This window comes from Pedobacter sp. B4419, assembly GCF_059693725.1.
This window is the reverse complement of the sequence record NZ_JCASSL010000001.1, coordinates 325,960-340,245: the sequence shown is the minus strand read 5'-3', so window position 1 is coordinate 340,245 and position 14,286 is coordinate 325,960. Positions and strand designations below refer to the sequence as shown.

Annotated in this window: 14 protein-coding genes; all 14 read left to right on the top strand. The window is 39.8% G+C overall.

Annotated elements, in window-relative coordinates; all coding sequences use genetic code 11:
* Positions 1–16 precede the first annotated feature (16 nt).
* Complete coding sequence (locus AC570H_RS01305) at positions 17–721, top strand: hypothetical protein (protein WP_497350905.1); 705 nt, start codon at positions 17–19, stop codon at positions 719–721.
* A gap of 65 nt (positions 722–786) precedes the next feature.
* Positions 787–1,668, top strand: coding sequence for a glycosyltransferase (locus AC570H_RS01300; protein WP_497350903.1), 882 nt, complete (start codon positions 787–789; stop codon positions 1,666–1,668).
* A 73-nt stretch (positions 1,669–1,741) separates the two neighbouring features.
* Positions 1,742–2,875, top strand: coding sequence for a glycosyltransferase family protein (locus AC570H_RS01295; protein WP_497350901.1), 1,134 nt, complete (start codon positions 1,742–1,744; stop codon positions 2,873–2,875).
* A gap of 1 nt (position 2,876) precedes the next feature.
* Entirely contained in the window at positions 2,877–3,830 is a 954-nt protein-coding gene (locus tag AC570H_RS01290) for an acyltransferase family protein (RefSeq protein WP_497350899.1), read from the top strand.
* Complete coding sequence (locus AC570H_RS01285) at positions 3,820–4,824, top strand: glycosyltransferase (RefSeq protein ID WP_497350897.1); 1,005 nt, start codon at positions 3,820–3,822, stop codon at positions 4,822–4,824. The genes AC570H_RS01290 and AC570H_RS01285 overlap by 11 nt, the downstream gene beginning before the upstream one ends.
* On the top strand, positions 4,821–5,843 hold the full coding sequence (locus tag AC570H_RS01280) for a glycosyltransferase family 4 protein (protein ID WP_497350895.1): 1,023 nt from the start codon (positions 4,821–4,823) through the stop codon (positions 5,841–5,843). Before AC570H_RS01285 ends, AC570H_RS01280 begins: the two co-directional genes overlap by 4 nt.
* Positions 5,827–7,077 carry a glycosyltransferase gene (locus tag AC570H_RS01275; RefSeq protein ID WP_497350893.1) on the top strand — a complete coding sequence of 417 codons (1,251 nt, stop codon included), beginning with the start codon at positions 5,827–5,829 and terminating at the stop codon, positions 7,075–7,077. The genes AC570H_RS01280 and AC570H_RS01275 overlap by 17 nt, the downstream gene beginning before the upstream one ends.
* A 4-nt stretch (positions 7,078–7,081) precedes the next feature.
* Positions 7,082–7,867 (top strand): hypothetical protein, encoded by a 786-nt coding sequence (locus AC570H_RS01270; protein WP_497350891.1) that lies wholly within the window; start codon positions 7,082–7,084, stop codon positions 7,865–7,867.
* Positions 7,868–7,880: 13 nt separating this feature from the next.
* Positions 7,881–9,155, top strand: a complete 1,275-nt coding sequence (locus AC570H_RS01265; protein ID WP_497350889.1) for a glycosyltransferase — start codon at positions 7,881–7,883, stop codon at positions 9,153–9,155.
* Positions 9,156–9,159: 4 nt separating this feature from the next.
* Positions 9,160–9,975, top strand: coding sequence for an FkbM family methyltransferase (locus AC570H_RS01260; RefSeq protein ID WP_497350887.1), 816 nt, complete (start codon positions 9,160–9,162; stop codon positions 9,973–9,975).
* Positions 9,968–11,107 (top strand): glycosyltransferase family 4 protein, encoded by a 1,140-nt coding sequence (locus tag AC570H_RS01255; protein ID WP_497350885.1) that lies wholly within the window; start codon positions 9,968–9,970, stop codon positions 11,105–11,107. The genes AC570H_RS01260 and AC570H_RS01255 overlap by 8 nt, the downstream gene beginning before the upstream one ends.
* Entirely contained in the window at positions 11,094–12,551 is a 1,458-nt protein-coding gene (locus AC570H_RS01250; RefSeq protein ID WP_497350883.1) for an exosortase Y-associated Wzy-like protein, read from the top strand. Before AC570H_RS01255 ends, AC570H_RS01250 begins: the two co-directional genes overlap by 14 nt.
* Positions 12,514–13,659 (top strand): XrtY-associated glycosyltransferase XYAG1, encoded by a 1,146-nt coding sequence (locus AC570H_RS01245; RefSeq protein WP_497350881.1) that lies wholly within the window; start codon positions 12,514–12,516, stop codon positions 13,657–13,659. Before AC570H_RS01250 ends, AC570H_RS01245 begins: the two co-directional genes overlap by 38 nt.
* A complete protein-coding gene (locus AC570H_RS01240) occupies positions 13,659–14,282 on the top strand; it encodes a class I SAM-dependent methyltransferase (protein ID WP_497350879.1) in 624 nt (207 codons plus the stop codon). The genes AC570H_RS01245 and AC570H_RS01240 overlap by 1 nt, the downstream gene beginning before the upstream one ends.
* Positions 14,283–14,286 lie beyond the last annotated feature (4 nt).

Here is a 14,286-nt window from a genome sequence, read left to right as displayed (position 1 = left end):
CAAAACCTAGTTATTAATGATAGCCATAGTTTCTTCCTGCATCAAGCCCCTCCAAAATGGAGCGCAATTAAAAAGCTATCTTTCGGTAGCCGATAGGGAAATGCAGACCCTATTTACCTTAGAAAAACTGGAGGCCTATCATTTCAGCAAGATTATTTTAGTCGACAATTCAGTAGATTTTGATTTTTCAAACATCAAAAAAAAGTTCGAGAACGTAGAAATAGCACACATCAAACAATACCAGTTTGAAAACAAAGGCTTAAACGAATTGCTTATGCTGCTTGCTATTGTTGATGAACTGCCCAACAATGAGCCTATTTTTAAGATAAGCGGCCGTTATTACCCCAACAAGGCGTTTAAGGAAACCCTTGGTGCATCATTTGATTTCAGGGTAAGAGGATATGATTTTGAAACCAAAAGAGGCAACATTTCTACCCGGGCCTACTTTGTAAAAAACAAACAGCTTTACAAGGATTTTCTGCTGAAGACTTTTAACGAAGTGTTTCTTTACCCCGGCAGAATAGTAGGTTTGAGGAGCCTCATCAAGGCAATAGTTGCTTCGGTACGCAAACCGCTCTTTTTTCCAAACTTTAATACCTCTATAGAATTTTCGGCAGCCCGGGTGTTAAAAAACGGTAATTATGTTCTTGATGTAACCGATACGATTGGAATACAGGGTGAAATAGCCGGATTTGAAGGTGCAAAACAAATTATTGAATGAAAACCGTTTTGCCTCCCCTATTCAGTGTCCCACCGTTACCTACACTTTTGAGAAATATATAAAGCATGATTTCTATCGTGATTTGTTCAATTAATCGTGATTTGTTTAATCAGGTATCGCAAAGCATTGCCGATACCATTGGGGTAGATTACGAAATCATAAGAATAGACAATACTGTTGCCAATATGGGAATCTGCGAGGCCTACAACCGTGGTGCATCGGAGGCAAAGTTCCAATATGTATGTTTTTTGCACGAAGATATGCTGATCAAGTCTGCCAACTGGGGCGCTGAAATCATCAGTTTCTTTGAAACAAACAGCCAAGTAGGCCTGGTTGGCGTTGCCGGATCTGCATTCAAGTCGCAGTTTCCAAGCATTTGGGCTCAAGCACTATTCCAAACCGATCATATCAATGTAATTCAGCACTACCGCAATAATGTTGTTTTAGAATCCAATGGTGTACCGGGGTCTTTTGTAGAGGTTAAAACGCTAGATGGCGTATGCCTGTTTACAACTAAAGAGGTGTTGAAGAAGAATAGCTTTGATGCGCTTAATTTCGACAGGTTCCATTGCTACGATCTCGATTTTTGCCTGCAGGTGGGGCAACATTCCCGCCTATTCGTTTATCACGGTTTGCTCATCGAACATTTTTCGTCGGGTAGCCTAAACAAAGACTGGGTAAATTATTCGATTAAGGTATCTGAAAAATGGAAAGATATTTTGCCGATTGGCGATATTCCCGACAGCCATAAAAAAGCCATCGAATGGCGAAACAGGAAAGTATTCTTTTTCAGGATGAACATTTTGGGCTATCCCTTTGGCGCAACGATCAGGATATTTTTACGCTTCGGCTTTTTAAAAAACACGTCTTTTATTGACTTGGCCAAGTTTATTTACCAAATGATTGGACAAAAGCTGAAGCTCCTTCCCAAAAAACCGTTTTATTGATGCCAGAAATCTTCTATACCATTATCAGAACACAGTTAAATAATTGGATTAAAGGTTTACAAGAAATTATCGAATGAAAATTTTCCTATCTTTTCTCCAATCACCATATCAGTATCCGATAGCCGCTTATAGTTTTTGGGAATACTATCTCAAAAATGGTATCGAAGAAGCTGGTCATGAGTGGATCGAATGCAAAGAGGTTGATTGGGCAAAAGGCCTGGTTCTGCAGAGCCAAGAAGAACTGAGCCTTTGGAAAACGAATGCCTGGGAAAAGACCGTGAATTACCTTAAGCAACATCCGGCCGATATTTTCCTGAGCTATCTTTATCCACATCAGGTAGAGGAAAGTGCCATAGCCGAAATCAAGAAAATGGGTATTCCTTGCGTCAATTTCTTTTGCGACAATGTGCGCAATTTTAAAAAGGCGCCAATCCAATTTAAGGTTTTCGACCTTAATTGGGTACCCGAATTCAAGGCTCAGAAAATGTACAAAAAAGCAGGCTATCCTTTTATCAATGCCCCAATGCCCATGTGGGTGGAGCCAAAGTACAGAACAGTACCAGCCACTGAACAAGACCGTGTATCTTTTATCGGCTCTAAAGACGTCCTGCGTCAACTCTTTTTTGAGGAACTGCTTAAAAAGCACCCCGATTTTAGTGTTGACATTTATGGGAGTGCCTGGATAGGTACCGAAGGGTTGCTACAAAGGGCGCCACTTTCGATAAAGCAAAAAGCCTACAATCAGATCCGTTTCTTAGCCGAGCATGGCATTTCGCCCTATCTGAACAAACTCAAATACAGACGCTATAATCCAGCGCTATCTAACCAGTTAAAAGCCAATGTAAAGGACAAGCTCGATTTTGAAAACTATGTAAAGGTATCGCGAGAAAGCAAGGTTACCGTTGGCATTAACCGATACCCCAGCTTTAATTTTCCATTACACTCGCCCGATACCTATTCGAGGCTGCGCGACATCGAGGCACCGATGTTAGGCGCCTGCTACCTTACCGAATACACCGAAGGGCTGGAAAACCTTTACGACTTAGAGAACGATATATTAGCTTATAAAGATGTCGACGATTTTGTAGAAAAATGCCAACAGCTTAATCAAGACAAGCAATTAAGGCTAAAACTTAGAGCAAACGGCCAAAAAAGGGCATTAACCGAACACAGCATTGCCCAAACCCTAAAAAAAACAAACAACTAATATGCAAGCAGCTAAAACGTACTTCCCTATCCTTAATTTTTTGAGGGCATTGGCCAGTTTAGGTGTATGTGTTGTACACCTGCATTACATGGTAGGCTTAGAAAAATATCCCATTGGCAAACTGTTGGTACAGGGGCAAGGCGGCGCTGCCGTTTTTTTTGTCGTATCTGGCTTTGTTATTCCCTATTCACTTTGGAACTATAATTATACCCTAAAAAACTTCTTTCGCTACCTATGGCGAAGGGCAGTAAGGATAGATCCCCCCTACTTCGTTATGGTACTCGTTTCTGTTTTGCTTTTAGGGCAGTTTGATTCAGTAAGGTTTCTTTTTCATCTCTTATACCTTATTCCATTTTCTGGTTACAATTGGTATCAAAGCATCTTCTGGACCCTTGGCATTGAATTTCAGTTCTACATTCTCATCGGCCTTAGTTTCCCCTTACTTAAAAAGGGGAATATTTACTTGGTTGTAGCCATTATTTTATTGCTTTCTGGTACCGGATATTTTATAAACGCAATGAAGAGCCGTGACTTTATTTTTCACAACATCCATTATTTTGGCTATGGCATATTGGCTCTATTGATTAAAAAAGAACGTATTTCGTTAAAAATCGGACATCTTTTACTATTGGCCTTAACCATTTTCCTTTGCCTGAAGATATCGATTATAACAGGTTTGATAGGCTATGTGGCGGCATTAGCCATTATCCACTTGAGTTTTGAAAATGCTGTGAGCAATTTTCTGGGCAGGATTTCTTATTCGCTTTACCTAACCCATACATTAACCGGTGGACTATTACTTGTACTATTCAAACCCCTGTTTACTAATATCTATTGGCTGTTTTTAGCCCTGTTGATGTGCTGCATAGCTGTTGCTTTTGTTTATTACCTGTGTATTGAAAAAGCGGCGTTGCGATGGTCCAAATCCATTAAACTTAATCTTGTTGAAAAATAACAGGTTAATTATCTACTTTAAGAAAGAGCCGGCAAGGGATTCTTACCTGCCGGTCGATCGCTTTATACTTCCTTTCATCAAAAGGCTATTGAAAAAAACAAGGACCAGTAGCCTAGAATCTGTTTTTATTAATTTATGTAAAGGCTTGGATGTACTTGATGTTCCGTATTTAAAAAATTTACCATTCAACAAGATCAAACCAACAGATAGGTTAGTAGTACTTGGGGTAGGCAAAAATGTATTGAAAGGCTACAACAAACCCAATAAATTAGTTGCCGGCATCGGACTGATGACGCATCCCGCCAATTGGCCTGGCTTGTTTAAAGATTTTAAGATAGCCATTTACCTGCAGCATTCTACATGGACTAAAAACATTTACAACAAATGGTTTGGGCCAAACACCTGTACAACCTGGCCTGTTGGTATAGATACCGATTTTTGGCATCCAAAAAAGCAAAAGCCTAAAAAACATATCTTGGTTTATGTGAAATTTTTGTGGAACAGGGAGCAGAATAGAGAAACGTTACTTAAACCAATCATCGATTTTTTAACGGAAAAAGGATTAGCTTACCAAGTTATCACCTATGGTTCCTATACTATAAAAGAATATAAAGAACTCTTGGAAGAAAGCTCGGCCATGATCTTTCTTTGCGAGCACGAGAGCCAAGGGCTGGCTTATCAAGAAGCCATGGCCATGGATGTACCGATTTATGCCTGGGACCAAGGGTTTTGGTTAGACGAAAATCGCTTCGAATGGGGCGAAACAGATCCCGTTCTGGCTAGTTCAGTACCTTACTTTGACCAGACTTGCGGAGAAAGGTTCAAAGATATTCAAGAATTTCATGCCGGTTTCAATAGTTTTTACAAAACCGTGCAACAAGGCAGATTTAGTCCTCGCGAATATGTTTTAGACAATCTTACTTTAAAAAAAAGCACCCAAAGAATGCTCGAAATCTTGGATAGTGTTTACAATGCCCACGACGAATTAAAATGAGAATAGTTATTACCGCAGATCCGTTTATACCTGTACCTCCGCTCAATTATGGTGGGATAGAAAGAATCATCTATTTTCTTACCGAAGAACTTATCAAAAATGGGCACGAAGTTATGCTGGTTGCGCACAAGGATTCAAAAGTAAGCGCCAAACTGTTGCCCTACCCTATCGATAAAATTACCTATTTAATGGATTTAAAACATATTTACAATTTAAACCAACTTAAAAGCTGGAAACCTGACATCATCCATAGCTTTAGCAGGTTGGCCTATCTCTTGCCTTACCTGCCCACGGCTGTCGCAAAGCTGATGTCTTATCAGCGTGAACCAACCATTGGGCAGATCAAAAAAGCGGTGAAGTTTTCGAAAAAAAATACTCTGGCGTTTAGTGGCTGTAGCAATTACATCAGCCAGCAAATAATACCCTATGCCCCAGCCTCTACCGTATACAATGGTGTAGATCTCAGCAACTACCATTTTAAGAATAGCGTTGAAAAAGATGCCCCTCTTGTTTTTTTAGGCAGAATAGAACCTATAAAAGGCACACATACTGCCATTCAAATTGCCGTTAAAACCCATCGCAAACTTGTTATTGCAGGAAATATCCCAGCCGAATATCAAGGCTATTTCGACCAGCAGATAAAACCTCATCTAAATGAAGACATAAGCTATATTGGGCCGGTAAACGACCAGCAGAAAAACGAACTTTTAGGCAAAGCTGCTGCACTGCTCATGCCCATTGAGTGGAACGAACCATTTGGCATAGTAATGATAGAAGCAATGGCCTGTGGCACGCCCGTAATTGGTGTACCTAAAGGCTCTCTGCCTGAAGTAATTTTACAGGGTAAAAACGGTTTTCTGGCCAATAGTTTTGAAGAGCTGTGCAACTATGTATTCAGGTTACCAGAGCTTTCGAGAAGTACGGTGAGACAAATTACAGAAGAACGTTTTTCAAGTCAAAAAATCGTAGCCGATTATGTCGCGCTATATACTAAGCTTATCTATGAACGAAAAAGCTAAATCGAACTTAAAAAAAATCGTCTTGGTTACTTCGGGCCAACCTTCAATCAACCCCCGGTTGGTTAAAGAAGCCGATAGTCTTGCCGAAGCGGGTTATTCGGTGCAAGTGATTTACCAATACCGCAACCATTGGGCCACTGCACTTGACGAAAAATTATTGCCAACAAAAAAATGGACAGCCCATTTGGTTGGAGGTTCACCCCTCATTCTAAAAACACTTTATCTAAAATCGCGCATTAATTATAAACTCGCACAATACTTATTTAAACTATTTGGCCCAAACAATATCATAGCCGAAAAGGCAATTGGCAGATGCACCGCTTTGCTTGGCCAAAAGGCCAGCGCACTCAAAGCCGATCTTTATATCGGACATAACCTTGCTACGCTTCCTGCAATTGTACAGGCCGCCAAAAAAAATAATGCCAAATGTGGATTTGATGCCGAAGACTTTCACAGAAACGAGCAGTTCGACAACCCAAATCACCCCGATGTGAGGCTCAAAACCTATATTGAAAACAAGTATATACCTCAATTGGATTATCTTTCAACTGCAAGTCCGATGATTACTGCGGCTTATGCAAAACTTTATCCAAATGCAAAGCCCCAAACCATATTGAACGTTTTTACAAAACCAAACTTCAAAGAAAAGCAACTAAATGAGCCAATGCCTTTAAAAATGTTTTGGTTCTCTCAGACCATTGGCACAGGAAGAGGTCTGGAAGTGGTTATTGAAGCCATGGGGTTGTTAAAAGAATCCGACGTAGAACTTCACCTATTGGGTAGCTACCAGCCCAAAATAGTGGCCCAATTACAACAGCTTGCCAGTGAAAACAATGTGGAAGAAGGAAGAATATTTTTCTACCCCCCAATTCAACAAGATGAGATTTTTGATTTCGCTTCCAAATTCGATGTTGGCCTTGCTACCGAAACCGGACAGCCTATGAATCGAGATATTTGTCTTACCAACAAGTTATTTACCTACATTCAATCTGGATTAGCAGTGCTCGCTTCAGATACGCTTGCACAGAAGGATTTTTTAAAACATTACCCAAATCTAGGTTATATATTCGGAAAAGACGACAAAAAAGAACTGGCTCATTGTATAGCTTCGTATATCAACGATAAAAAACTATTGCAAAGCCATAAAAAAGAAGCTTTAATGCTCGGAAATTCTCAACTAAATTGGGAAATCGAGAACAACAATCTTTTGCAACTCATCGCGCAAATCAACTAACACAATGATCGGATTTATCGTGCCATTCAGGCCTATCCAAAACTCTAAAAACTGGGAAAACGACACGGCCCTTTTAGTCAAAACGTTAAAAAGCATTTGTAATCAAACTTCCCCCGATTTCAAGGTTTATGTAATTTATCATGATTTGCCAACAAATCAATTCGTACACCCCAACCTTAAATATGTTGCGTTTCCATTTCCTTTTTGCACTATCGATATGCTAACCGATAAATCGGCACTGCAAACACAAGACATTACCATGTCTGTAAATGCATTCGATCAAGGTAAAAAAGCACTCTATGGGGCAAAAATTGCAATTAATGATGGTTGCACATTTATTATGTCTGTAGATTCAGACGATCTGATCAGCAACAAAATAGCCGATTTTGTAAATAAAAACCATCATAATAAAGACGGTTGGTTTGTTTCGAAGGGCTATATTTATATGGACAAAGAAAACCTGTTGGTGAGAAAGCCTTCTAAAATGAATACGATTAATGGGTCTACAAATATTATTGCAGCCAAGGATATCCCCGACGTGAATTTCGAAACCAACCGGGTTGATGCTTTCACTTTTTTTGCAGCACATGGCTATTTATATCACAGACTTAAAGAAACGGGCGTTCATTTACAGCCCCTGCCGTTTTATGCAATCATATACGTGGCACACATTAGCAATTGGTCGAGGGTTACTGAATCTTATAAGGTCTTTTCGTTCAGAAATATTTTGATAAAGACATTGAGGTATCAACCCAAGTTTGCCCACATACGAAAAGAATTTGGTCTTTAATAAAGTTCATCTATTGAAACGTGTACTCATCATTTCGCCACATTTTCCTCCGGCCAATACGGCCGATATGCAACGCGTACGGATGAGTTTGCCCTACTTTAAAGAACTGGGTTGGGAACCAGAAGTAATTACCGTTGACGAAAAACACTATGATGTTGTAAAAGACGGGTTGTTGATGGATTCTATTCCTAACGAAATTAAAATACACAAAGTAAAAGCCCTTGCCAAAAAGTTGACCAGCAAACTTGGGCTTGGAAGTTTGGCTCTTCGTTCACTGTGGTTTATCAGACAAAAGGGAAACCAATTGCTTGCAGAAAGCAAGTTTGATTTGATTTACTTTTCTACAACCGAATTTCCGGTGTGCATTTTGGGTGCCTATTGGAAAAAGAAATACAAAGTGCCTTACGTAGTCGACATGCAAGATCCTTGGCACTCTGATTATTACAAGGATAAACCAAAAGCAGAAAGGCCAAAAAAATATTGGCTTTCTTATCGCTTGCATAAATACCTGGAACCTAAGGCCATGAGAACTGCAGACGGTCTCATCAGTGTATCCGACGATTATATCAAAACCTTACAAAAACGCTATCCACAACTCAGAACAAAACCCGCTAAGGTGATTACTTTTGGGGCATTTGAAATCGATTTTGATATTGCAAAATCACGCAACCAAGAACTCTCTTTGGTCTTTCAACTAAACGAAAAGATAAATTTGGTTTACATTGGGCGTGGCGGTTTTGATATGCAACCAGCCTTAAGAACCTTATTCACTGCATTTAAAAAAGGTCTGGAACTGCAACCAGTGCTATTTCACAATGTGCACATGCACTTTATAGGAACCAGTTATGCCCCAAAAGGTAAAGGTATTGCTACCATTTCGCCTGTTGCAACCGAACTCGGCATGGCATCATACGTTACAGAACATACAGAAAGGATTGGATTCTACGAGAGCATTAAGAACCTGCAAAATGCAGATGGCCTCATCATAATTGGTTCTAACCAAGCTGCCTACACCGCTTCAAAATTATATCCTTACATTTTGGCCAAAAGGCCTTTGCTGGCGGTGGTGCACCCAGAAAGTAGCGTAATGCACATCATTGGCGAATGCAATGCAGGCCAAGTCATGCCAATAGATGGCGAGACAGAGGCAACTTATCAAGCCCTACTCGCCTATTTGACAAACATCCATCAGCATATTGCTCCAGCTACCAATTGGCAAGCATTTAAACCTTATACTGCTGCCCACATGGCCAAAAAACAAGTAGAATTATTTAACGAGGCAACATAAAACTATGCAATGGCTCTATAAATTTATACTCAGGAGACCTTTTTTTAAAGGACAGGACAGATTGTTCAATTACCTGTTTACCCATCGCAAACTAGGCAACCAGCCAATTATTGTTAGGCCTCTCGAAGGAGATTTTAAAATCAAATGCAATCCTTCAACTTGGATCGAAGCCAAGATCATCTATACTGGCAATTACGAACCGGCGCTTAAAAAGGTTTTCAGATCGGTAATCAAAAAAGGCGATAGGGTATTAGACATTGGGGCTAATATCGGATTTCATACCCTTTATTTTGCCGAGCTTGTTGGCGAAAATGGCAAAATAACCGCATTTGAACCGGTACCCAAAAACTTTGATGCACTAGATGCCAATCTTAAACTAAACGATTTTCGTCATATCGAAATCAAGAACATCGCGCTGAGCAATAAAGAAGAGCAGCTACATATCGCTGCCGACGAAAATAGCCAAAATCCAGGTGCCTATAATCTCTTCGACCTGAGTGGCAATATTTTGATTAATTGCTACATTGGCGATAAAATAGTTGGCAATGACAGAGTAGATGTAATAAAAATAGACGTAGAAGGCTATGAGAGCTTTGTGATTGACGGCCTGATCGAAACTATCAAAAAAAACAGGCCAACTATCATTTTCGAGTTCGACAAACACTATCACCAAAAAACATGGCGCCCGGAAGATTATATTTTTTCAGTATTGCAGGAGCTTAACTACCGATTTCTGCATGTTTACAAAGATGGTCCAAAACCTATCGAGCATTTTAACGATCTTCAATCTGGCAATATTCTAGCTATACCAAATGCCTAAAAAAATAGCAATTATTTCTACCCATCCAATCCAATATTATGCACCGGTATTTCAATTACTGGCCAAGCAACTCCGTTTAAAAGTTTTTTATACTTGGGGCAAACAATCTATGCATAAATACGATAAGGGTTTTAAGCAGGTTGTTGAATGGGATTTGCCGCTATTAGAAGGCTATGAATATGACTTTTTAGAAAATACCGCAAAAGAACAAGGTTCACATCATTTTAAAGGAATTGTTAATCCTAGTCTAATTAAATCGATACAGGCTTATGAGCCTGATGGCATCCTCGTTTACGGATGGGCTTGGCAAAGCCATTTAAAGGCAATGCGATTTTTTAAAGGTAAAATCCCTATCTATTTTAGGGGCGATTCTACTTTGCTGAACAAACCTTCGAACTGGAGAAATACCTTAAAGGGCATTTTTTTAAAATGGGTTTACCGCCATGTAGATACGGCTTTTTATGTAGGGTCGGCCAATAAAGCCTATTTTAAAGCCTACGGATTAAAAGAAAACCAATTGGTTTTTGCGCCACATGCCATAGATAACAATCGTTTTAGCTCAGACAGAACTACAGAAGTAAAAGCGCTCAGAAATCAATTGGGTTTAGCGACAAGTGAAATACTTATTCTTTTTGCCGGAAAATTAGAACCTGTTAAAAATCCAACGCTTTTGCTAACCGCCTTTGTAGAGCTGGGTATTCCTCACACACATCTGCTATTTGTAGGCAATGGCCAGTTAGAAGAAACCCTGAAAGCTACGGCCCACGCTAGCCAAAATATCCATTTCATCAACTTTCAGAACCAAACACAAATGCCCGTGGTTTATCAGGCGTGCGATCTTTTTTGCCTACCTTCTTTAAGCGAAACATGGGGTTTAGTAGTAAATGAAGCTATGGCTACCGCTAAACCAGTACTGGTGTCTAACCAAGTTGGATGTGCCAACGATTTAGTAGATAAAACAAATGGAGACATATTTAAAAGTGGGGATTTGATTGATTTAAAGCAAAAATTAATAGCTTTAATCGAAAACCCTGATACTTTAAAACTCCTTGGAAAAAAATCGTTTGAAAAAATCAAAAATTGGAGTTTCGAAAAACAGGTAAAATCTATTGTTGAACATGTTAGCCGATAAATACGAAAACAATTCTAAGCAAAAAGTTCTTATCCTAATCTATTTACCTTGGATTGCTTCCATCATCGTACAAATCGATCCAGTAATTTCCTATTTTACGGCTTGGGGTGGGTCATTTTTAATCTTCTATTGGACCTTGTTTTCAAGACTAAGATTCATCCCTTTAGATCTTCCGCTTTCCAAGCAAGTAATGCGACCAATTGTGCTTGTACAGCTTATTTTCGCTGGCTTCATGTGTACAACATCTATTTTTTACTTTTTGGACCACTTGGGCTATGAATATTTCAACAAAATCAGCATACTGCCTTTTAAGGTAAACGAACAGACCTATATCATTGCCAAATGCCAACGCCTTTCTCTGCTCGCACATGCAGCACTGGTTACAGGTATAATTGTCAAAATCAAACAGTTTCCAGTCATCAAACATAAGCTCAATCTTAATCTAGATTTCTTTTTGATTTGGCTATGTGTTGCCTGTTACCTCACTGGTACACTTTCTTCCCGTATCTCGAGCATTAGCCAGTTCTCTTATGGTTTGATCAATATTTCTATTACTTGCAGTGCCTTTGTTTTTGTAAGGGGAATTGTACAGCGAAAAGTCGGATTTATCATTTTTGGCGGGAGCCTTTTTGTTGTCAATTTCTTGGCTTCCACTTTAACAGGCTACAAAGAAAGTGTAATCATCAATGTAATTATCATCAGTTTTCTGCTCTATCCTTATTTCAAAAAGCTCATCTTAACATTGGCTATTCCAACAATATATATCATGCTTTACGTATTGCCTACCTTTGCCGGCATCATGAGGTCTCAATCTTGGAGCGGAGAAAAAAGCGCCCAAGATGCAAGAACCGAGGCGTTTAACGCTGTATTGGTGAGCGATGGGGAACAGATAAAGGAAACCAACTGGAGCTTTCTCACCCTACGCTTAAGCGAAATAGACATGTTTACACAGTTTGTTAAACACATCCCAGAAGAAAGAGACTACTATGGACTCGAAATAGCAAAAAATTCGATGCTTGCCGTTATTCCTAGAGCATTCTGGCCAAACAAATTTGTTACCGAAGCCATTTCAATGGAACGGGTTTATGAAGCTGGGGTAGCCAATCGTGGCTCTACGGTATCAGCTAAAACCCGTCCAGTAGTTGATGGCTACGTGAGCGCCGGATTTATCGGCGTATTTATTTCAATTTTTTTATACGGCTGGATTACGCAATGGCTCTGTAATAAAGCTGAAGAGTGGTTTGGCGGCTATGAATTAGGATGTATCGTAATGTTCAACGCTATATTTCAAAATCTATGGCGCGGCAACAATTTCGAATTTCTGCTCAACAATATTTTTTATGGCTATTTGGCCATGTATGCCATTTATTGGATTCTCAAGCGCTCCAACACCTTAGTTGAACTAGATGTTTACCAAGATACTGCAGATCAGCGCGGCCTATAAGCCCGCCTATATTTATGGCGGACCGACCATGTCCGTAGCCAAACTTTGCGAGGCATTGGTAAGTGCCGGTATCGAGGTTGAAGTATTAACAACTACCGCTAATGGCAAAGCAGAGCTTGATGTAAGCACCAGTGAGCCCCAAAAGGTAGATGGTGTGAAGGTGAGTTATTTTAAGCGCTTCACCAAAGACCATAGCCACTTTTCTCCAGCTTTGCTAAATGCACTAAAATATAAGATCAAGCAAACTGAAAAACCAATTGTACACATCCATGCTTGGTGGAACTTGGTTTCCATCTTCAGTTGCCAGATAGCCAAATGGAAAAAAGTCCCTGTTATATTATCGCCGAGAGGCATGCTTACTGCTTACACCTTGGACAATAGAAATTCTGGGTTCAAATCTATCATCCATCAGTTAATGGGCAAGCATTTATTGCGATATTGCCACATTCACGTAACCAGCGAAAAAGAAAAACAGGATGTGTTGCAGTTCATCCAACCAAAAAGCATCACCGTTATTCCAAATTTGGTTGAACTCAAAAATAGCTCGATAGCTAACCAAGAAGATGATTCTGCTCGTTTCAGACTTATCTTTCTATCGAGAATAGAGGAAAAAAAAGGCTTAGAATTAATGTTTAGTGCATTAGCTAGGCTAACCTTCGAATGGTCGCTCACCATTGCAGGATCTGGAACGATAATGTATATCGAAGCACTTCAGGCATTAGCCCAACAGCTAAAAATTGATTCGCGCATCAGCTGGATCGGACAAGTACAGCCAGAAGATAAATTTGATGTATTAGCTAAGCATGATTTGATGGTACTCACTTCCTACAATGAAAATTTTGCAAACGTAGTAATAGAGAGCCTTAATGTAGGTACTCCTGTGCTGTTATCAGATCAGGTAGGCCTAGCCGACTACGTGCTCGAAAAAGACCTAGGCTGGATAGCAGACCTGGATCCCATAACTATTACTAATACTTTAGCAAAAGCCTATGAAGCCAAGGAGCAACGACAGCGGATTAGAAAAATAGCACCTGCCTTGATCAAAGCCGATTTTAACCCCACACAGCTTGTGCAAAAATACCTTTCACTTTACCAAAAAGTATATTAATGGCTGATTACAAAGACTATGGCTATCAAAATGCCTCGGCAACACATGCCCACCAATATATTGTTGAACCTATTATTAAGCTATTAAATAAAGAAACCAATCAATGTATTTTGGATCTAGGCTGCGGCAATGGGGCCTTGGTCAAAACTTTGATTCGTCAAGGCTATAATGCCTATGGAACCGATGCCTCTGAAACGGGTATTCAAATCGCCTCCACATTTTCACCAGATCGATTTGCTTTACAGGATCTTTCAAGTGATGGATTGCCTGAGAAATTTGCCCAACTTCAATTCGATACGATCATTTCTACCGAAGTAATTGAACATTTGTACGACCCAAGAAAATTTGTGTCGTTCTGTAAAACTATATTGCAACAAAATGCTGGAGGTTCTATTATATTAAGCACCCCCTACCATGGCTATCTTAAAAACCTGATATTAGCGGTTGCCGGCAAGTGGGATAGCCATGCCAATCCGCTCTGGGATGGTGGACACATTAAACTTTGGTCTAAAAACACCCTCAGCAAACTTTTAGAGGAACAAGGTTTCAAGGTAACCGATTTTGTGGGTTGTGGCCGAATTCCTTATGTTTGGAAATCCATGGTCATCAAAGCAACACTCTAACTCA